At 60.9% G+C, this 20,759-nt stretch carries 19 protein-coding genes and 1 tRNA gene; 11 read left to right on the top strand and 9 right to left on the bottom strand.

Going from position 1 to position 20,759, the window contains the following annotated elements; translation table 11 throughout:
- The first annotated feature begins 8 nt into the window (after positions 1-8).
- The 10 genes from HU773_RS25530 to pqqE all read left to right on the top strand — a co-directional run bounded on the left by HU773_RS25530 (position 9) and on the right by pqqE (position 9,123).
- A tRNA-Ile gene (locus tag HU773_RS25530) sits at positions 9-85 on the top strand.
- Between the two features lie 111 nt (positions 86-196).
- Positions 197-658, top strand: coding sequence for an Lrp/AsnC family transcriptional regulator (locus tag HU773_RS25535; protein WP_057440306.1), 462 nt, complete (start codon positions 197-199; stop codon positions 656-658).
- 146 nt (positions 659-804) lie between these two features.
- Positions 805-2,496 carry a flavin monoamine oxidase family protein gene (locus tag HU773_RS25540; protein ID WP_057960801.1) on the top strand — a complete coding sequence of 564 codons (1,692 nt, stop codon included), beginning with the start codon at positions 805-807 and terminating at the stop codon, positions 2,494-2,496.
- 11 nt (positions 2,497-2,507) lie between these two features.
- Positions 2,508-3,302: a carbon-nitrogen hydrolase family protein gene (locus HU773_RS25545; protein WP_057440304.1), complete on the top strand. Its 795-nt coding sequence runs from the start codon at positions 2,508-2,510 to the stop codon at positions 3,300-3,302.
- Between the two features lie 50 nt (positions 3,303-3,352).
- Positions 3,353-5,740, top strand: a complete 2,388-nt coding sequence (pqqF, locus tag HU773_RS25550) for a pyrroloquinoline quinone biosynthesis protein PqqF (RefSeq protein ID WP_169990388.1) — start codon at positions 3,353-3,355, stop codon at positions 5,738-5,740.
- 163 nt (positions 5,741-5,903) lie between these two features.
- Positions 5,904-5,978 (top strand): pyrroloquinoline quinone precursor peptide PqqA, encoded by a 75-nt coding sequence (gene pqqA, locus HU773_RS25555; protein WP_003194766.1) that lies wholly within the window; start codon positions 5,904-5,906, stop codon positions 5,976-5,978.
- A gap of 75 nt (positions 5,979-6,053) precedes the next feature.
- A complete protein-coding gene (pqqB, locus tag HU773_RS25560) occupies positions 6,054-6,965 on the top strand; it encodes a pyrroloquinoline quinone biosynthesis protein PqqB (protein WP_057440302.1) in 912 nt (303 codons plus the stop codon).
- 10 nt (positions 6,966-6,975) lie between these two features.
- Positions 6,976-7,728, top strand: coding sequence for a pyrroloquinoline-quinone synthase PqqC (pqqC, locus tag HU773_RS25565; RefSeq protein ID WP_057960803.1), 753 nt, complete (start codon positions 6,976-6,978; stop codon positions 7,726-7,728).
- The gene (gene pqqD / locus HU773_RS25570; RefSeq protein WP_032858571.1) at positions 7,725-8,000 is read left to right on the top strand and encodes a pyrroloquinoline quinone biosynthesis peptide chaperone PqqD; all 276 of its coding nucleotides are present in this window, start codon (positions 7,725-7,727) and stop codon (positions 7,998-8,000) included. Before pqqC ends, pqqD begins: the two co-directional genes overlap by 4 nt.
- Positions 7,993-9,123, top strand: a complete 1,131-nt coding sequence (pqqE, locus tag HU773_RS25575) for a pyrroloquinoline quinone biosynthesis protein PqqE (RefSeq protein ID WP_128593322.1) — start codon at positions 7,993-7,995, stop codon at positions 9,121-9,123. Before pqqD ends, pqqE begins: the two co-directional genes overlap by 8 nt.
- 4 nt (positions 9,124-9,127) lie before the next feature.
- On the opposite strand, the gene HU773_RS25580 is transcribed toward pqqE, so the two are convergent.
- The 4 genes from HU773_RS25580 to HU773_RS25595 form a co-directional block, all read right to left on the bottom strand.
- On the bottom strand, positions 9,128-9,286 hold the full coding sequence (locus HU773_RS25580) for a YqaE/Pmp3 family membrane protein (protein ID WP_081044318.1): 159 nt from the start codon (positions 9,284-9,286) through the stop codon (positions 9,128-9,130).
- A gap of 97 nt (positions 9,287-9,383) precedes the next feature.
- Positions 9,384-9,704: a helix-turn-helix domain-containing protein gene (locus tag HU773_RS25585; RefSeq protein ID WP_057440299.1), complete on the bottom strand. Its 321-nt coding sequence runs from the start codon at positions 9,702-9,704 to the stop codon at positions 9,384-9,386.
- Positions 9,688-10,053, bottom strand: coding sequence for a type II toxin-antitoxin system RelE/ParE family toxin (locus tag HU773_RS25590; RefSeq protein ID WP_120734244.1), 366 nt, complete (start codon positions 10,051-10,053; stop codon positions 9,688-9,690). The genes HU773_RS25585 and HU773_RS25590 overlap by 17 nt, the downstream gene beginning before the upstream one ends.
- A gap of 234 nt (positions 10,054-10,287) precedes the next feature.
- Positions 10,288-11,568, bottom strand: coding sequence for an aspartate aminotransferase family protein (locus HU773_RS25595; protein WP_057440297.1), 1,281 nt, complete (start codon positions 11,566-11,568; stop codon positions 10,288-10,290).
- 206 nt (positions 11,569-11,774) lie between these two features.
- Between HU773_RS25595 and HU773_RS25600 the strand changes: the two genes are divergently transcribed.
- On the top strand, positions 11,775-12,695 hold the full coding sequence (locus tag HU773_RS25600; RefSeq protein ID WP_057960806.1) for a LysR family transcriptional regulator: 921 nt from the start codon (positions 11,775-11,777) through the stop codon (positions 12,693-12,695).
- Between the two features lie 227 nt (positions 12,696-12,922).
- On the opposite strand, the gene HU773_RS25605 is transcribed toward HU773_RS25600, so the two are convergent.
- The 5 genes from HU773_RS25605 to HU773_RS25625 all read right to left on the bottom strand — a co-directional run bounded on the left by HU773_RS25605 (position 12,923) and on the right by HU773_RS25625 (position 20,671).
- Positions 12,923-14,701 carry an acyl-CoA dehydrogenase C-terminal domain-containing protein gene (locus HU773_RS25605; RefSeq protein WP_057960807.1) on the bottom strand — a complete coding sequence of 593 codons (1,779 nt, stop codon included), beginning with the start codon at positions 14,699-14,701 and terminating at the stop codon, positions 12,923-12,925.
- A gap of 131 nt (positions 14,702-14,832) precedes the next feature.
- Complete coding sequence (locus HU773_RS25610; protein ID WP_057960808.1) at positions 14,833-16,617, bottom strand: acyl-CoA dehydrogenase C-terminal domain-containing protein; 1,785 nt, start codon at positions 16,615-16,617, stop codon at positions 14,833-14,835.
- A 90-nt stretch (positions 16,618-16,707) separates the two neighbouring features.
- Positions 16,708-18,000: a GGDEF domain-containing protein gene (locus HU773_RS25615; RefSeq protein ID WP_057960809.1), complete on the bottom strand. Its 1,293-nt coding sequence runs from the start codon at positions 17,998-18,000 to the stop codon at positions 16,708-16,710.
- Positions 18,001-18,206: 206 nt separating this feature from the next.
- Complete coding sequence (locus HU773_RS25620) at positions 18,207-20,012, bottom strand: phenylacyl-CoA dehydrogenase (RefSeq protein ID WP_057440295.1); 1,806 nt, start codon at positions 20,010-20,012, stop codon at positions 18,207-18,209.
- 377 nt (positions 20,013-20,389) lie between these two features.
- Positions 20,390-20,671, bottom strand: coding sequence for a hypothetical protein (locus HU773_RS25625; RefSeq protein ID WP_057960810.1), 282 nt, complete (start codon positions 20,669-20,671; stop codon positions 20,390-20,392).
- Positions 20,672-20,759: the final 88 nt, after the last annotated feature.

Here is a 20,759-nt window from a genome sequence, read left to right on the forward strand (position 1 = left end):
CCTACTGAGGGCCTATAGCTCAGTTGGTTAGAGCAGGGGACTCATAATCCCTTGGTCGTAGGTTCGAGTCCTACTGGGCCCACCATACTCAAAGCCGCGCACTGCGCGGCTTTCGCGTTTCTAGCGGTCCCCCCAAGCACCACTGGCCATGAGCCTGTAACATGCTCCCCCATTGCCGCCCACGCCGGAGCCCATCTTGTCCGCCACCCGCCCTCCCGTTCTCGATGAAATCGACCGCCAACTAATCGCCGCCTTGCAGCTCAACGCCCGTGAAAGCGTGGCAATGCTTGCTCGGCAATTGGGGATTGCCCGCACCACGGTGACCTCGCGCCTGGCGCGTCTGGAAAAGACTCAGGTGATTACCGGTTATGGCGTGCGCCTTGGCCAGCGGGTGGTGGATGGGGGGCTGCAGGCGTATGTGGGGATCACGGTGCAACCGCGTTCCGGCAAGGAAGTGCTGCGCCGACTCAGTGCCATGGCTCAGGTCCAGCAGCTGTGTGCGGTCAGTGGTGAGTTTGACTATGTAGCCTGGCTGCGCACCGATTCGCCGGAGCAGCTGGATCAATTGCTAGACCAGATCGGCAGTGTCGATGGGGTGGAAAAGACCACCACCTCGATCATCCTCAGCAGCAAACTGGATCGCGGCCAGCCAATCTGACCTCCAGCTTCGTCACTTCGACTAAAAACAAATCAAACCGACGACACATTGCGTCTTATTAACGAGCGCTACGCTCCCTAGAATGGCTGCCATCTTTTCCTATACTTCACGGGTCGTGCCCCGCGGAGTTGCCAGCAAGGTCAGCCATGAACGCCACTCACAAGAACAATCGCCACCCTGCAGACGGTAAAAAACCTATCACCATCTTTGGTCCGGACTTCCCGTTCGCCTTCGATGACTGGATCGAACACCCGGCCGGGCTGGGCAGTATTCCTGCCGCCAACCACGGCGCCGAAGTGGCGATTGTCGGTGCGGGTATTGCCGGCCTGGTGGCCGCCTACGAGCTGATGAAGCTCGGTCTCAAGCCAGTGGTGTATGAAGCCTCCAAAATGGGCGGGCGCCTGCGCTCCCAGGCGTTTGAAGGAGCCGAAGGCATCATCGCCGAACTGGGCGGCATGCGTTTCCCGGTGTCGTCGACGGCGTTCTACCACTATGTGGATAAGCTGGGACTGGAAACCAAGCCCTTCCCCAACCCGTTGACCCCGGCTTCCGGCAGTACCGTGATCGACCTGGAAGGCCAGACCCATTACGCACAGAAACTCGCCGACCTTCCTGCGCTGTTCCAGGAAGTGGCTGACGCCTGGGCCGACGCCCTGGAGGCAGGTTCGCAGTTCAGCGATATCCAGCAAGCCATTCGCGACCGCGATGTACCACGGCTCAAAGAGCTGTGGAACACCCTGGTGCCGCTGTGGGATGACCGCACCTTCTACGACTTCGTCGCCACGTCCAAGGCGTTCGCCAAGCTGTCGTTCCATCACCGCGAGGTGTTCGGCCAGGTAGGTTTCGGCACCGGTGGCTGGGACTCGGACTTCCCCAACTCGATGCTGGAAATCTTCCGGGTGGTGATGACCAATTGCGACGACCACCAGCACCTGGTGGTCGGTGGCGTGGCGCAGGTGCCCATGGGGATCTGGCGCCACGTGCCGGAGCGTTGCGCCCATTGGCCAGCCGGCACCAGCCTCAGCTCCCTGCACCATGGCGCGCCCCGGGCTGGAGTCAAGCGCATTGCCCATGCTGCCGACGGGCGTTTCGCGGTCACCGACAATTACGGCGACACCCGGGAATACGCCGCCGTGCTGACCACCTGCCAGAGCTGGCTGCTGACCACTCAGATCGAGTGCGACGAAAGCCTGTTCTCGCAAAAAATGTGGATGGCTCTGGATCGCACGCGCTATATGCAGTCGTCGAAAACCTTTGTCATGGTCGATCGGCCTTTCTGGAAGGACAAAGACCCGGAAACCGGCCGCGACCTGATGAGCATGACCCTCACCGACCGCCTGACCCGTGGCACCTATCTGTTCGACAACGGCGACGATAAGCCAGGGGTTATCTGCCTGTCCTACTCGTGGATGAGCGACGCCCTGAAAATGCTGCCGCAGCCCATTGATAAACGGGTGAAGCTGGCCCTCGATGCGTTGAAAAAGATCTACCCGAAAGTCGACCTCAAGGCGCGGATCATCGGCGACCCGATCACCGTCTCCTGGGAGGCCGACCCGCACTTCCTCGGCGCGTTCAAGGGCGCGCTGCCGGGCCACTACCGCTATAACCAGCGCATGTACGCGCACTTCATGCAAAAGGATATGCCGGCCGAGCAGCGCGGGATTTTCATCGCGGGCGACGACGTATCCTGGACCCCTGCCTGGGTCGAAGGCGCAGTGCAGACCTCGCTGAACGCGGTTTGGGGCATCATGACCCACTTCGGTGGCAGTACCCACCCGCAAAACCCGGGTCCTGGGGATGTATTCGATGAGATCGGCCCCATCGCCCTGGCCGAATAAGGAGTCAAGCCATGCGTGTCGCCCTGTACCAATGCCCGCCATTGCCGCTGGATGTGGCCGGCAATCTCAAGCGCCTGCATAGCGTCGCCCATGAGGCGTCCGATGCAGATGTGCTGGTGCTGCCGGAGATGTTCCTCACCGGCTACAACATCGGTGTTGAAGCAGTGGGCGCGCTGGCCGAAGCGCAAGATGGGCCATCGGCACAAACCATTGCCGAACTGGCACAGAACGCGGGCCTGGCAATTCTGTACGGCTACCCGGAGCGGGCCGAAGATGGGCAGATCTACAATGCCGTGCAACTGATCGACGCCAATGGCCAGCGCCTGTGCAACTACCGCAAGACGCACTTGTTCGGTGATCTCGATCACTCGATGTTCAGCGCCGGCGGCGACGAATTCCCTATCGTCGAGTTGAACGGCTGGAAGCTGGGATTCCTCATCTGCTACGACCTGGAGTTCCCGGAAAACACCCGGCGTCTGGCCCTGGCCGGCGCCGAGTTGATCCTGGTACCGACGGCCAACATGGTGCCCTTCGACTTCGTCGCGGATGTCACCGTGCGGGCACGGGCCTTTGAAAACCAGTGCTATGTGGCCTACGCCAACTATTGCGGGCATGAGGACCAGATCCAGTATTGCGGGCAAAGCAGCATCGCGGCGCCGAATGGCCAACGTGTCGCCCAGGCCGGCCTGGATGAAGCGCTGATCGTCGCCACCCTCGACCGCCAGGCGATGCGCGACGCGCAAGCGGCCAATCACTACTTGGCAGACCGGCGCCCCGAGCTATACGCAGCGCTGCACAAGCACTGACCGCCGCGCTTTGCGCTAGCATAGGCACTTCCTACGTTCTGGAAGTGCTCATGCCTGTGCCGGCCCACCCTGATTATTTACAACTGACCCTGGCCAATGGCCTGCGGGTTTCCCTGCGTCATGCCCCACGCCTCAAGCGCTGTGCAGCAGCCTTGCGGGTAGCGGCTGGCAGCCATGACGCGTCGTTGGCCTGGCCGGGGCTGGCACATTTTCTCGAGCACCTGTTGTTTCTCGGCACCGAGGCTTTTCCTGCACCCAACGGTTTGATGGCTTACGTGCAGCGCCACGGCGGGCAGGTCAACGCCAGTACTCGCGAGCGCACCACCGACTTCTTCTTTGAAGTGCCCACCCCGGTGTTCGGCGACGCGCTGCAGCGCCTGGGCGATATGCTCGCCCACCCACGCCTGGCCATGGACGAGCAACTGCGCGAGCGTGAGGTGTTACAGGCGGAGTTTGTCGCCTGGTCCCAGGATGCCGAGGCACAGCTTCAAGTCGCGATACTTGAAGGCCTGGCAACTGGGCATCCGCTGCGGGGGTTTCATGCGGGTAATCGCGACAGTCTGCCGGTGCCACAGGAGGATTTCCAACAAGGGTTGCGCGGGTTTTATCAAGACTTCTATCAAGCCGGGCAAATGACCTTGAGCCTTGCCGGCCCACAGTCGCTCGAGGAGCTGCAAGCCCTGGCCCAGTGCTTTGCCGACAGCCTGCCCTCAGGCCACCTACGCCCGCAGCAGGCGCCACCGGCATTGATGGACGGCGATCAACATCGCTATCAACACCTCGACAAACAGCATCTGCACCACCTCATCGCCTGTAATGCACCCCGTGAAGCCCTGGAGTTCCTCTGCACCTGGCTGAATGCCGAAGCGGCCGGCAGTTTGCTCGCCGAGCTAAAAAGCCGGGAATGGGCAAGCGCGCTACATGCCAAGGTGCTGTACCAATTCGCCGGGCAGGCGTTGCTGGATATCGAATTCACCCTGGGGCCAAAGGGTTCACAACAGGCCCTGGCCATTGAAGCACTGTTAAACGACTGGCTGGGCTTTTTCGCTCACAGCGACTGGACCGCGCTGCGTGAAGAGTACGCCCTGCTGGTCGACCGCCAGCGACAAGTCCGGGGTGCCCTGGCTCTGGCGCGCCAGGACAGTGAACACCTCGAGGCGCAACTTTCCGAGCCCCACTGCCAAGCCCTCAAGGCCATGCTGAATACGCTGCAACCGACACCCGCGCAACGGGCCTGGCAACTGCCGCCGAGCAATCCATTCCTGCAACGGGCACCCCAGGAACAACGTCCCGGACTGATTCGTGGCCAGACCAGCGCCCATCGCGGCTTGCGTACTTTTGCCCAGGACCGCTCCCGTGGCCGGCGCGAACTGCCAGGCCTGTCGTTCAGCCAAGCATTGCCTGCCGATAGCGACGAAGGCGCCCTTTACCTGCGCTGGCAACTGGATTCGCCCGCGCAGGGCTTGGGCAACAGCCTGCAAACACTGCGGACCAACGCCCGTCAGGCCGGCGTGGAATTATCCTTCGAAGCCGTAGGCAATGACTGGCTGCTGAAAATGAGCGGGCTGCATGAACCGATGCCGGCCATCGTCGAGCAACTGGCACGGGACCTGACCCGGCCCGCTGCTAACCTTTGGCACAACGCACTCGCCAGCCCGGCGCCGCAGATGGCCATTCGCGAACTGCTCAAGGTACTACCGACCTGTTTTGCCGACACCGCTAACGGCAACGCGCTACCTGACCGGTGGGCCACCGCTCGCTGGCAAGGCTTGGGCATGGGCCTGCCGGCTGCGTGCGAAATGGCGATCAAAAATGCGGCGGCACGTCTACCCGGACACTGCACCGACAGTGAACACAAAGCCCTGTCCATCAACGGCCAACATCGCTGGCAAACCGTCACAACCGATGGCGACGAAGCCGCCTTGCTGCTGTTTTGCCCGGCCCCCAGCCAATCCCTCGCAGACGAAGCCGACTGGCGGTTGCTCGCTCACCTGGCGCAGGTCCCGTTTTACCAACGCCTACGTGTCGAGTTGCAAGTGGGCTACGCAGTATTCAGTGGCATCCGACAGTTCAATGGGCAAACCGGCCTGCTGTTTGGCGTGCAGTCGCCCAATGTCGCGCTTGCGAGCCTGCTCGAACACATCCAGGCCTTCCTCACGCAACTGCCAGCCTTGATCAAGGGGAACGACGACCTGGGCAACACCTCCCTGGCCCAGCAGTTCTCGCCACAGACACTGCCCAACGCCCAAGCCGCCGAGTTGCTCTGGCAGGCGCATTTGGCGGGGCATGGCGCGGACTATCTTGAGCAACTGCAACAGTTGATCCAGGCCCGCAACCGTCAGAACCTCGTCGATGCGGCGCAGCAACTCAAGCAAGCCGCCGGCGGCTGGCAGTGCCTGGCCAATGGTGCGGCGGTGGGCGATTACTGGCAGCAATGAAGCTAATCGTTGCCGATGCTGCAACAGGCTTTTTCTGCCAAGACAGCGCTAGCTCGGCGAGAAATGGGTAATATTCCCACACACATCTGAACATCTCCGTCAGGAGGTGGACTATATGTATTACTTGGTAGTAAACGTCCCATCCCTTCGTAGGAGTATGAATATGACTTGGTCCAAACCTGCTTACACTGATCTGCGTATCGGTTTTGAAGTCACCATGTACTTCGCCAGCCGCTGATTGCTTTTGTATTGCAATGCAACGCCTCGGCTCGCCGGGGCGTTTTTATTTTGAGTCTTGTGTGAAGGAGCGGCGATGTTTGTCCAGATTCTAGGTTCAGCCGCCGGTGGTGGCTTCCCGCAGTGGAACTGTAACTGTGTGAACTGCGCCGGCTTTCGCGACGGCAGCCTGCGGGCCCAGGCGCGCACCCAATCGTCCATCGCCCTCTCCGATGACGGCGTGAACTGGGTGCTGTGCAACGCTTCGCCGGATATCCGCGCCCAATTGCAGGGCTTTGCACCGATGCAACCCGGCCGGGCACTGCGTGATACCGGGATCAGCGCAATCATCTTGATGGACAGCCAGATCGACCACACCACCGGCCTGCTCAGCTTGCGTGAAGGCTGCCCGCACCAGGTATGGTGTACCGACATGGTCCATGAAGACCTGAGCACCGGTTTCCCGCTGTTCACCATGCTGACCCACTGGAATGGCGGCCTGGATTGGCAGCGCATCGAGTTGGATGCCAGCTTCACCATTCCCGCCTGCCCCAACCTGCGCTTCACCCCACTGCCCCTGCGCAGTGCCGCACCGCCCTACTCGCCCCATCGGTTCGACCCGCACCCCGGTGACAATATCGGCCTGATCGTCGAAGACCTGCGCACCGGCGGCAAACTGTTCTATGCCCCGGGCCTGGGCAAAGTGGACGCGCCGCTACTGGAAATCATGGCCGGCAGCGACTGCCTGCTGGTGGACGGCACGATGTGGGATGACGATGAAATGCAGCGCCGTGGCGTCGGCACCCGCACCGGCCGCGAAATGGGCCACCTGGCCCAGAACGGCCCCGGCGGCATGCTAGAGGTCCTGGAGCAACTGCCCCAGCAGCGCAAGGTGCTTATCCACATCAACAACACCAACCCGATCCTCGACGAAGACTCGCCCGAGCGCGCCGAGTTGGCCCGGCGCAATGTAGAAGTAGCCTACGACGGCATGAGCATTGAACTGTAGGAGAGCCCCAATGACCGATACACCGCTGAACCCCGCCGAGTTTGAACAGGCCTTGCGGGCCAAGGGTGCCTTCTACCATATCCACCATCCCTACCACGTGGCGATGTATGAAGGCCGGGCCACCCGCGAGCAGATCCAGGGCTGGGTCGCCAACCGCTTCTACTACCAGGTGAATATCCCACTGAAGGACGCCGCGATCCTGGCCAACTGCCCGGACCGGGAAATCCGCCGCGAGTGGATCCAGCGTTTGCTCGACCATGACGGCGCCCCCGGCGAAGACGGCGGCATCGAAGCCTGGCTGCGCCTGGGCCAGGCAGTGGGCCTGGACCCGGATCAACTGCGCTCCCAGGAACTGGTGCTGCCCGGCGTGCGCTTTGCCGTGGATGCCTACGTCAATTTCGCCCGCCGGGCCAGTTGGCAGGAAGCCGCCAGCAGCTCGCTGACCGAGCTGTTCGCCCCGCAGATCCACCAATCGCGCCTCGATAGCTGGCCCCAGCATTACCCGTGGATCGACCCTGCCGGCTACGAATACTTCCGCACCCGCCTGGGCCAGGCCCGGCGCGATGTCGAACACGGGCTGGCGATCACGCTTACGCACTACACCACCCGCGCCGGCCAGGAGCGGATGCTGGAGATTCTCCAGTTCAAACTGGACATCCTTTGGAGCATGCTCGATGCCATGAGCATGGCCTACGAACTGAACCGCCCGCCCTATCACAGCGTGACCGCGCAGCGGGTCTGGCATAAAGGGATCACCCTATGAGTTTCGACCGCAGCAAAAAACCGACGTGGCGCCAGGGTTATCGCTACCAGTACGAGCCGGCGCAAAAGGGCCATGTGTTGCTGTACCCCGAAGGCATGATCAAGCTCAACGACAGTGCGGCGTTGATTGGTGGCTTGATCGACGGTGAGCGCAGTGTGGCGGCCATCATTGGCGAGCTGGAGCAGCAATTCCCCGGCGTGCCCGAACTCGGTGAAGACATCGAGCAATTCATGGAGGTCGCACGTGCAGAGCACTGGATCGAACTTGCCTGACAAGCCCGAGATTGGCCTGCCGCTCTGGTTGCTCGCCGAGCTGACCTATCGCTGCCCGCTGCAATGCCCGTATTGCTCCAACCCGCTGGACTTCGCCGAGCAGGGCAAGGAGTTGAGCACCGAACAATGGATCAAGGTGTTTCGCGAGGCCCGGGAAATGGGCGCGGCGCAATTGGGGTTTTCCGGAGGTGAGCCGCTGGTGCGCCAGGACCTCGCCGAGCTGATCAGTGAAGCCCGCAAGCTGGGGTTCTATACCAACCTGATCACCTCCGGCATCGGCCTGACCGAGCAGAAGATCAGCGACTTCAAAAAGGCCGGCCTGGACCATATCCAGATCAGCTTCCAGGCCAGCGACGAACAGGTGAACAACCTGCTGGCTGGCTCCAAAAAGGCCTTCGCGCAGAAGCTGGAAATGGCCCGGGCAGTGAAAGCCCATGGTTATCCGATGGTGCTGAACTTCGTCACTCATCGACACAATATCGACAAGATCGACCGCATCATCGAGCTGTGTATCGCCCTTGAGGCGGACTTTGTCGAGCTTGCCACCTGCCAGTTCTATGGCTGGGCCCAGCTCAACCGCGTCGGCCTGCTACCTACCCAGGAACAACTGACCCGCGCCGAGCGCATCACCAACGAATACCGCGCCAAGCTGGAAGCGCAAGGTCATCCGTGCAAGCTGATCTTTGTCACACCGGACTACTACGAAGAACGCCCGAAGGCCTGCATGAATGGCTGGGGCAGTATCTTTCTGACAGTAACGCCAGACGGCACCGCCCTACCTTGTCATGGCGCCCGACAGATGCCGGTACAGTTTCCCAATGTGCGCGACCACAGCATGCAGCACATCTGGTACGACTCGTTTGGCTTCAACCGTTTTCGCGGCTACGACTGGATGCCCGAGCCGTGCCGCTCGTGCGACGAGAAAGAAAAGGACTTCGGCGGCTGCCGCTGCCAGGCGTTCATGCTGACCGGTGACGCCAGCAACGCCGACCCGGTGTGCAGCAAGTCTGCCGATCACGACATCATCCTTAATGCCCGCCTCGAAGCCGAGCACGCCACGCAGACCATCGAGCAATTGGCTTTTCGCAATGAGCGAAACTCACGGCTGATCGCCAAAGGCTGACGGCTCAGCGCTTGGCGATGATGTACACCGCATGCACGATACCTGGGATGTAGCCGCACAGGGTCAACAGGAGATTCAGCCAGAATGCGCCGGCGAAGCCCACTTGCAGGAACACACCCAAGGGCGGCAACAGAATGGCGATGATGATACGAATGAAGTCCATGGGTCAGCTCCAAAAAATCGGCTCGTGTGAGCCGTACAGCTAATCGACCCTGGCCGCGCGTGAGGGTTCAGTGGAATCTGGCACCGGGCCATCCTCCTCAGGCGAGGATGTCCAACCCGTGCTTTTGCACAATGCTCAATAGCTTGAGCGCCATACCACTGGGTTGCTTCTCGCCGGATTCCCATTGCTTGACTGTCGAGGCGCTGGTGTTCAGGTAGCGGGCGAACACCGGCTGGCTGACATGGCTACGTTCGCGCAGCTGCTTGATCTGGGCGGCAGGTATCTGCGCCGGCACAGGCGCAATGCATAGCTCATCGAACTGCCGAAGGGTGGTCTTGCTGATGGCGCCAATCGAATGCAGCGCGCTGGCCGATTGGTGAATGGACTCCAGCGCTTCAGTTTCATATTTTTTGCGCATGATCTATCTCCACAAACTCCCTGAGATCCAGTAATTGCTGGATCTGTATTTCGTTTAAGCCTTCATAGGCCTTTGCCAATGCCCTAAACCCAGCCAATTCCTTGTGGCTGATATTGCTTTGACCTTGCTTGGCGAACAGAAACTGATAAACCCAGTAATGCCTGCCCTTTGCCAAAACGATGGAACGATGCCGGTTGTGATTGAGGCGTTTCTTCCAGACTCCACCACCCAAGTTATCCGCCTGGCCCCTGAGCATTTCGCCAAATGCCTCCCCCAATTCCGAATTGCAGGTCCAGGCTTTGCTGGCGGCATCAGCAAAATGCCGGCTTTTGAACAGTCTGAGCTTCATAGGCATCCCTTCCCCACAAACATACCACCCAGTGGTAGACATTAAAAATAGGGCACGCACAAAAATCTCAGCCCCCTACCGGCACTCCCTGCCGGCGCCCGCAAAAAAGCCATTTTTTTCGACGGATCTCAAGCCTCCTTTTCAATCCAAAAATGACACACAAAAAAACGCCCCCAGCCAAAAAAATCAGGCTGGAGGCGCCGCGTATAACGCGAGACGGTTCAGGAATAAGGGTTAAACAGCGATGCCCTTGCGGCATTGCAGTTGGGCGGTGTGCACGCGGGAAAACGCGCGGGCCAGACGCAGCAGCATTTCGTCAATATTGCTCTTGCTTAGCGTCAGCGCCGGGGTAAAGCGCAGGCAGTCGGGTTGTGGGGCATTGAGGATCAAGCCTTCATACAGTGCCGCCTTTACCACGGCATCTGCCGAATCATCCGACAAGGTCAGGCCCCACAACAGGCCCTGGCCTCGCAGTTCGCCCTGTCCATAGCGGTGAGCAACACGGGCCAGGCCTTCGCCCAGGTACTGCGCGGTATCACGTACGTGTTCGAGGAAGCCGTGCCCCAACACGCTATCGAGCACGGCGACGCCGGCCGCAGCCATCAGCGCATTGCCATGATGGGTGCCTTCGAGCTCACCCAGTTCGAAACAACAGGCTTTGCCACGGGCCAGCAACGCCGCCAATGGCACTCCGCCCCCAAGGCCTTTACCCAGGGCGACGATATCGGCGCGCACACCGTAGCGCTGTTCCGCCAGCAAGGTGCCGCAACGCCCGATCCCGGTCTGCACTTCATCGAGGATCAGCAGGATCCCCAGCTCCCGGCACAGCCGCTCCACCCCCTTGAGGTAATGCTCGGTGGCCGGAACGACGCCGGCGTCGCTCTGGATCGGCTCCAGCATGATCGCCACGGTTTGCGCATCAACGGCGGCATGCAAGGCCGGCAGATCGTTGAACGGTACGTGGCAGAAGCCCGGCAGTTGCGGCTCGAAACGATTGTCGCCAGCACCTGCCGAGGCCGCCAGTGTCGCCAGGCTGCGGCCGTGACAAGCGTTGCTGGCGGTGATGATGCGATAGGCGCCGCCACGATGCAGTTGGCCCCACTTGCGCGCCAACTTGATGGCCGCTTCGCAGGCTTCTGCACCGCTGTTGAGCAGGTAGGCCTGGTCGCTACCGGTGCTGTGGCACAGTCGGTCCACCAGGTTCAGTTGGCTGCGGTTGTGCAGCCCGATGCCAGGGTTGATCAGCGCTTGCGCCTGGTCAGCCAGCGCACGCACCAGTACCGAGGGGCTATGGCCGAGACTGTTGGCTGCGCCGCCCTGGGTAAAGTCCAGGTAGGCACGGTCTTCGCTGTCCCACAGCCAGGAGCCCTGGCCGCGTACGAAAACCTGTGGCGGACGGGCCACGGTGGGCATCAGGGATTGGCTGGAAAGCTCATCGCGCAGCATCGGTTTTTTCGCGTCCAGTAACAGGTCATCCAGGCTCGGTGCCGGGCGGCGCAAGTTGAACAGATTCATGCCTGCACACCCCGCAGGCTGTTGGCAACCCTCGATTGACGGAAGCCCGGCAAGTCGTTTTTTGCCTTGCCTATGTAAACACCATCGCTGTAAACGGTATTCATCGCGCTTTCTGGCCCTGTAAGCCTTGTGAATAGGCGCTAGACTAGGCGCCTTGGGGGCGTACAGCCATTTCGATTTTCCAGCTTTTTCGATAAGCATTACTTATGGATTTCAAGCAACTGCGTTATTTCGTCGCGGTGTACGAAGAGGGCCATGTCGGCCGGGCTGCCGAGCGCCTGTCGATCTCCCAGCCGGCGCTGTCGCAGCAGATCCGCCAGTTGGAGCAGCACCTGGATGTGAGCCTGTTCGAACGCAGCAGCAAGCGCCTGTTGCCAACCCTGGCCGCCCACACCTTGTACAACCACGCCCTGCCGCTGCTCGATGGTATGCAGCAAGCCGTCGAGGCCCTGCGGCATTTCAAGGGCCAGGCGCTGCGCACCCTGGCCATCGGCGTGCTGCAAACCGTGCATACCAGCCTGGTGCCGCAGATGCTGGAGCGGGTACGCAAGGCCCAACCGCACCTGGTGGTGCAGATCTACGAGTTGACGGGCCTTGAGATCGAACGCCGCCTGCTCAATGGCTCGCTGGACATTGGCATCAGCTACCTGCCGGCACGCCAGCCCGGTTTGCACGGTGTGCTGCTGTATGAAGATGAACTGAAAGTGGTCATCCCGGCCGACCATCCCTTGCGTGAATTCAAGAAGGTCTCCCTCAAGCAGGCGGCGGAGTTGCCCATGCTGTTGTTGGGCGAAGAGTTCCAGGTCAGGCAGATCTGGCAAGCGCAACTGGCGAACCTGGGGCGCCGACCACAGGTGCAAGCGGAGCTGAACACTATGGTGGGGATTCTCGACAGCCTGCCCCATACCAAACTGGCGACGGTACTGCCCGGCCGATCACAGGACGAACACAGCAGCCAGGCGCTGCTATGGAAGCCCTTGAGTGAGCCACGGGTGCCGCTGAAGGTGGGGTTGGTGTGCCGGGATGTACAACGTCAGCAGGCAACGTTGGCATTGCTGCGCACCTTGCTCGAAGACGTGATGAATGGTCCACATGGGCCGACGGCCACGGTAGACGGGCTGGCCTGAACTTTTCCGCGGGCAATAAGAAAACCCCGCCGAAGCGGGGCTTTGCAGACTGTTTCCCTGACATCCATTTCACTCCGCCATCCTGGCAGAATCCTACGTGTCCCTGTTGTTGCTTTGCGCTTCCTGCGCGACGTCCATGTGAAGTAGATTAGCTGTGGATCCAATCTGGCGATAGAGGACGATTAGCAGCACGTCATGTAAGAGAATGCTTACACGCCCTCTTCGGCTTAGAACTGCGCTTCGTCCAGCAGGAACAGCGATTCACTGCCGGCCTTCACCGAAGCACTCAAAGAGTGGATACGCGGCAGCAGGCGGGCAAAGTAGAAGCGCGCCGTCCCCAGTTTGCTGGCGTAGAAGTCCTCCTCGGCCTCTTTGCCCAAGGCGGCCTTGGCCATCAGCGCCCACATGTAGGCGTAGGCCATGTAGCCAAAGGCGTGCAGATACTCCACCGAGGCTGCACCGATTTCATTCGGGTTGCTCTTGGCGCGGTCCAGGACCCAGGCAGTCAAGGTGTCGAGTTCGTCCACCGCAGCACTCAGCGGCTGAATGAACTCGGCCAGGTCACTGTTGGCAGTGGCGATGAAATGGCGGATCTCATCGGCGAACAGGGTGTAGAACGCCCCGCCGCTGCCAACGATCTTGCGCCCCATCAAGTCCAGCGCCTGGATGCCGTTAGTGCCTTCGTAGATCTGAGTGATGCGCACATCCCGCACCAACTGCTCCTGACCCCACTCGCGAATATAGCCATGGCCGCCGAAAATCTGCTGGCCGTGCACGGTGGTTTCCAGGCCCAGGTCGGTGAGGAACGCCTTGGAAACCGGGGTCAGCAGCGCCACCAGGTCATCTGCGCGCTTGCGGGTCGCGGCGTCTTCGCTGAACTTGGCGGTGTCCAGTTGCATCGCCACGTAAGTGGAGAACGCCCGGCCGCCTTCGTTCGCGGCCTTCATGGTCAGCAACATGCGACGCACGTCAGGGTGGTTGATGATCGGGTCGGCGATCTTGTCCTTGGCCTTGGGGCCGGTCGGCGATCGGCTTTGCAGGCGGTCACGCGCATATTCGACCGCGTTCTGGTAAGAGCGCTCGCCGGTCGCCAGGCCCTGGATACCGACCCCCAGGCGCTCATAGTTCATCATGGTGAACATCGCCGCCAGGCCACGGTTCGGCTCGCCAACCAGGTAGCCAACGGCTTCGTCGAAGTTCATTACGCAGGTCGCGGAGGCCTGGATCCCCATCTTGTGCTCGATCGAGCCACAGGTCACCGGGTTGCGCGCGCCCAGGCTGCCATCGGCATTGACCATGAACTTGGGCACCAGGAACAACGAGATGCCCTTCGGTCCGGCCGGGGCGTCCGGCAGCTTGGCCAGCACCAGGTGGATGATGTTTTCGGTGAGGTCGTGTTCGCCACCGGTGATAAAGATCTTGGTGCCGCTGACCTTGTAGGAACCGTCCGCCTGCGGCTCGGCCTTGGTACGAATAATCCCCAGATCGGTACCGGCATGGGGCTCGGTCAGGCACATGGAACCGGCCCACACACCCGAGTACATATTCGGCAGATAAGTGGCTTTCAGTTCGTCACTGGCGTGGGTGTTGATCGACACGCAGGCGCCGGACGTCAGCATCGGGTACAGGCCAAACGCCAGGCCCGAGGAGTTGATCATCTCTTCGACCTGGGCCGAGACCGCCTTGGGCATGCCCATGCCGCCGTAGGCAGGATCGCCACCAACGCCCACCCAGCCGCCTTCGGCGTAGGTCTTGTAGGCCTCGGGGAACCCGGCCGGGGTGGTGACCACGCCGTTGTCCCAGCGGCAACCTTCCTCGTCGCCATTCCGGCTCAACGGGGCGATGGTCTTGGCGGTGACTTTACCGGCCTCCTCAAGGATCGCCTCGACGGTTTCAGCATCCACGGTCTCGGCCAGGGCCGGCAATTGCGCCCACAGCTTGGCAACCTCGAATACTTCGTTGAGGACGAAGCGCATATCGCGCAGCGGCGCTTTGTAGTCAGCCATGGCAAACCTCGTGAGAACGTTAAAAGTGATTCGGTAGGATCGGTTTCACAGACCCAGAGTGTAACCGAACAACTTTTGTGACACATAGGGTCTGCTTGTGACCAATTGGTATTTTACAGTCACGCCAACAGTTACAAGGCGAACAATTCGGCCGGCAAACTCATCAGGCAATCACTGCCCGCCTCCACCGCCGCACGATGGGCACTGGTGCGCGGCAACAGGCGCTTGAAATAAAACTCACAGGTCACCAGCTTGCCCCGGGCGTAATCCCCATCGCCACTGCCCGCGTCCAATTGCGCCTGGGCCACCAGGGCCATGCGCAACCACAGGTAGGCATGGATGATGTAACCGCTGTACATCAAATAATCCAGGGCGGCGGCGCCGACTTCATCAGGGTTTTTCATCGCGGCCATGCCGACCTTGGTGGTCAACTCGCCCCATTGCTGGTTCAGCTCGTTGAGCTGTGCAACCTGGGCCTTGAGTTGCGGGTGTTCGGCATGTGCCGCACAGAACTTATGCACAATCTTGGTAAAGCCGCGCAGCAACTTGCCCTGGCTGCCCAGCACCTTGCGCCCCAGCAAATCCAGGGCCTGGATGCCGTTGGTGCCTTCATAGATCGGCGCGATGCGACAATCGCGCACCAACTGTTCCATGCCCCACTCGCGGATAAAACCGTGGCCGCCGAACACCTGCATGCCGTGGTTGGTCACTTCCAGGCCGGTCTCGGTCATAAAGGCTTTGCAGATCGGCGTGAGGAACGCCAGCAAATCCTCGGCTTCCTGGCGTTGCTGCGGGTCGTCGCTCAGGTGTGCGGTGTCCAGCAGTTGCGCGGTGAAGTACGTCAGGGCGCGGTTGCCTTCATTGAAGGCTTTCATGGTCAGCAACATGCGCCGCACATCAGGATGCACGATGATCGGGTCCGCCGGTTTGTCCGGGGCCTTGGCGCCGGTCAGGGCGCGCATCTGCAGGCGGTCGTTGGCGTACTTGATCGCGCCCTGGAAGCTCGCTTCACCCAGGCACAGCCCCTGCATGCCGGTGCCCAGGCGCGCGTGGTTCATCATGGTGAACATGCAATTGAGGCCTTTATTGGCCTCGCCGATCAGGTAGCCCTCGGCACCATCGAAATTCAGCACGCAGGTGGCCGAAGCCTTGATCCCCATCTTGTGCTCGATGGAGCCGCAACTGACGCCATTGCGCGCCCCACTATCGGCGAGGAACTTGGGCACGATAAACAGCGAAATACCCTTGGTGCCAGCAGGCGCATCCGGCAACTTGGCCAACACCAGGTGGATGATGTTTTCACTCATGTCGTGCTCGCCGGCCGAGATGAAGATCTTGCTGCCGGTCACCGCGTAGCTGCCATTGGCCTGGGGCACGGCGCGGGTCTTGATGATGCCAAGGTCAGTGCCACAGTGGGCTTCGGTCAGGCACATGGTGCCCGTCCACTGGCCGGCGGTGAGCTTGGTCAGGTAGGTGTCTTTCTGCTCTTGAGTGCCATGGGCGTGGATCGCCGACATGGCGCCGTGGGTCAAGCCGGGGTACATGCCCCAGGAGGTGTTGCTGGAGCCGATCATCTCGCTGAGCACCAAGCCCAGGGAGGACGGCAAGCCCTGCCCGCCGTAGGCCGGATCCGCCGCCAGGCCGTGCCAACCGCCTTCGACGTATTGCGCGAACGCTTCCTTGAAACCTTTGGGTGTGGTCACCACGCCATTGTCGAAATGGCAGCCCTCTTCGTCCCCCGGGCGGTTCAACGGCGCCAGCACGTTCTCGCAGAACCTCGCGCCTTCTTCGAGGATTGCGCTGACCATGTCCGGGCTGGCCTCGGTGGCGCCCAAAGCAGCGTAGTGAGCGGGGAAATCAAACACGTGATCAATCAGAAAGCGCATATCGCGCAGGGGAGCTTTATAGGCAGGCATGGTGATGTCTCCGGCGGCAGATGACTCAAACCTACTGCCGCCAGGAGCCCCGGACAATCACTGTACAGACGCTGAATACACCACCATCACTCAACCGGCAGCGCCCTGCATGCGCACCGCGCCACGGCGGTTCTGGCCGGCCGCCACCACACAGTTGCGCCCGGCGCCCTTGGCGTTGTACAGCGCCTGGTCGGCGGACTTGAGCACTTCTTCGGGGGTGCGCTGCTCGGCCTGGCGCTCGGCGACGCCGATGCTCACGGTCACCGACACACTGTTCGCACCCGTGCCGGAACGGCGCTGGCGCCCCTGGTGATCGTCCTGGGGGCGGCTGTCGGGGTTACGCAACTTGATGTGGTAGTTGGCAATGATCTCGCGGATTTCTTCCAGGTGCGGCAGGCATTCATCCAGGGTCTTGCCGGCAAACACCACGGCAAACTCTTCGCCGCCATACCGATAGGCCCGGCCGCCGCCGCTAACTTTCGACAGTTTGCTGGCGACCAGCCGCAGCACCTGGTCACCGACGTCGTGGCCATGGGTGTCGTTGAATCGCTTGAAGTGGTCGACGTCGCTCATCGCCAGCACATAGTTGCGCCCCAGGCGCTGCATACGCTCGTTAAGGGCGCGGCGTCCGGGCAGGCCGGTGAGTTCATCGCGAAAGGCCATCTGATAGGCCTCGTGGGACACACCTGCAGCAATCATCAACATCACCTGGCTGCACATGATGTTCAGGGTGAACGGCAGGATAAAGGTCTGCGGCAACATCCAGAACATCCCCAGCAACCCCACCAGCTGTGCCGCATGCAACGGCCGCGGTTCGCGCCAGTACTGGGCCGCCAGTGCGACAAAGCCCAGCAGGAACATCGGGTACGACAGTTGGATCAAGCTCATCCACGCGCCATGCAATGCCGGCCAGCGAATTTCCGCCAGCCAGTTGAGCAACGGCCCTGGGTAACTCTGCTCCAGGCCCAGGGCCACGCTGCCTACGGCGAGCAGCACCGCGCAGCGTGCGACAAAGTCGCGGAACAGGTGGGTTTTCTCCTGCCACAGGGCATAAATGCTGAACAGCATCGGCAACAGCAGGCACACCAGATGGAACACCACGGCGGCGTCTTCGCGCACACGGCCATGGTCGCGGTAGAAATCGGTCTGGGTGTCCAGCAAGAAGTAGGCGACATACACCGTCACCATCAAGAACAGCTCACGCTGGCGACGGTACACCGTGCAATAGGCCCCCCCGAGCAACAGCACCAAGGTCGGCAGGACATTGAACAAGGAGGTGAAGAAGACGTTGAGGTCCTTGACGTAAGCAGCCGACAACCCCGCCAGCAATAACAGCAACGACGGTAGGAAATGACTGAAACGTACAGCAGACGCGCGCGACAAGGGTAAAGCTCCGACCCATAAAAAAGATGGCATAGTGCCTTCACTGAACACAGTTAAGCACACTCAATGTGACCCGTATCACATTGCCACTACTGTAACGGCAGCCAGGCGCAATCCCTGAGCGCGCTACTCAGGTTTTTTCATGCGCCCACAAAAAAGCCGCCGCTCCCGAAAGAGCGGCGGCTTGGCAGGGAACCCGCCGGGGCTTAGTAGCCCAGGTCGAAGTTCTCTTCTTTCATGTCCATCAGGTTGTTGGCGCCCGACAGCATGGTGGCTACGTGGGTGCGGGTGCGCGGCAGGATGCGCTGGAAGTAGAAGCGCGCAGTCTGCAGCTTGGCGGTGTAGAAGCCTTCTTCGCTGGTGCCGGCAGCCAGTTTTTCAGCAGCCAGGCGCGCCATCTCGGCCCAGAAGTACGCCAGGCAGGCATAACCGGAGTACATCAGGTAGTCCACGGACGCGGCACCGACTTCTTCACGGTCCTTCATGGCAGCCATGCCGACCTTCATGGTCAACTCGCCCCATTCCTTGTTCAGGGCAGCCAACGGTGCGACAAACTCGCTGACCGCTGCGTTGCCTTCGTTGGCCTGGCAGAACTTGTGCACGATCTTGGTGAAGCCCTTGAGCGCTTCGCCCTGGGTCATCAGCACTTTACGGCCGAGCAGGTCCAGGGCCTGGATGCCCGTGGTGCCTTCGTACAGCATCGAAATGCGGCTGTCGCGAACGTTCTGCTCCATGCCCCACTCGGCGATGAAACCGTGGCCGCCGTAGATCTGTACGCCGTGGTTGGCGGACTCAAAACCGACTTCGGTCATGAACGCCTTGGCGATCGGGGTCATGAACGCCAGCAGGCCATCTGCCTGTTTCTTGGCTTCGTCGTCGGTGCCGTATTTGACGATATCCACTTGCTTGGCGGTGAAGTACACCATCGCACGGTTGCCTTCGGCGAAGGCTTTCATGGTCAGCAGCATGCGGCGTACATCAGGGTGCACGATGATCGGGTCAGCGGCCTTGTCCGGCGCTTTCGGGCCAGTCAGGGAGCGCATCTGCAGACGGTCACGCGCATATTTCAGGCCACCCTGGAAACCGATCTCGGCGTGGGCCAGGCCTTGCAGTGCGGTACCCAGACGAGCGGTGTTCATAAAGGTGAACATGCAGTTCAGGCCTTTGTTCGCCGGGCCGATCAGGTAGCCGGTGGCCGCGTCGAAGTTCATTACGCAGGTGGCGTTGCCGTGGATGCCCATCTTGTGTTCCAGGGAACCACAGGACACCGCGTTGCGCTCACCCACCGAACCATCGGCGTTGGGCAGGAACTTAGGCACGATAAACAGCGAAATGCCTTTGGTGCCAGCCGGAGCATCCGGCAGGCGGGCCAGTACGATGTGGACGATGTTATCGGCCATGTCGTGTTCACCGGCCGAGATGAAGATCTTGGTCCCGGAGACTTTGTAGGAACCGTCGGCCTGAGGCTCGGCCTTGGTGCGCAGCATGCCCAGGTCGGTGCCGCAGTGCGGTTCGGTCAGGCACATGGTGCCGGTCCACTCGCCCGAGACCAGTTTGGTCAGGTAGGCATCCTGCTGCTCGGGGGTACCGTGCTCGGAAATGGTGTTCATCGCGCCATGGGACAGGCCTGGGTACATGCCCCACGACCAGTTGGCTTCACCGACCATCTCGCTAACGGCCAGGCCCAGGGATTCCGGCAGGCCTTGGCCGCCGTGCGCGACGTCGTGAGCCAGGCTCGGCCAGCCGCCTTCGACGAATTGCTTGTAGGCTTCTTTGAAACCAGTAGGGGTTTTAACGCCTGACTCGCTCCAGGTGCACCCTTCGATGTCACCGACGCGGTTCAACGGGGCCAGCACTTGCTCGCAAAACTTGGCGCCTTCTTCGAGAATGGCGTCAACCATGTCTGGGGTAGCGTCCTGGCAAGCCGGCAGACTCTGATAGTGCGCTTCGTAGCCGAGCAGTTCGTCACGAACGAAGCGAATATCACGCAAGGGGGCCTTGTAGTCAGGCATAGCGATAAACCTCTGCTGATGAATCCTGGAATGAACAACCGCGTGGATTTGTTGTAGCGGTCAAACAGTTGTTTGAAACATACGTTTACGCCCAATCCTTGTCAAGCGCCCAGCGGATGCCGTTTGTCATGACGCAGGTCAACGCCAGGCGCGACGAGGCCTGCAGCGTGATGCCGCACAGCGTTTCAACAATGGGAAGATGGGAGAATCAGGCGTTTGTGGCGAACGGGCTTGCCCGCGTCGGGTTGCGCAGCGCCCCAGAAAGGCACTGGCGGTGTATCAGATGAATTGCATTGCTGGTGTGGGGCTGCTGCGCAGCCCGACGCGGGCAAGCCCGCTCGCCACAGGAAAAGCACCCGCCATATGGCGAGAGGGGATCAAGCGTAGGTGTCGATCAACGTGCCGAGCATTTCGTCGGAAGCCTTGGCGACTTTCGCGCCCAACTCCACCTGAAACTTGCCTTCGGCCAGTTCCACCATATTGCTCGCCGAGTCGGTCGGCTGGCCGCGATTGACCGCCTGCAAGCGATCATTCTGGGCATCCGAAGGCTGGCCGGTGGCGGCACTGGCAATTTTGCCGGCGGCCTGGTCGACGCGGTTCTGCCCGGCCTGAATAGTGCTCAGGCCTGAATAAAACGCACTGCTTCCAGAGATTTCCATGGCGAACCTGCCTTGCAATAAATCATGAACCCTTATTGAAGCAGACAATCTGGCAAAAGGCCCGTCAATAACACTAATGGCATAATGC

Source organism: Pseudomonas shahriarae, assembly GCF_014268455.2.
Classification (GTDB): domain Bacteria; phylum Pseudomonadota; class Gammaproteobacteria; order Pseudomonadales; family Pseudomonadaceae; genus Aquipseudomonas; species Aquipseudomonas shahriarae.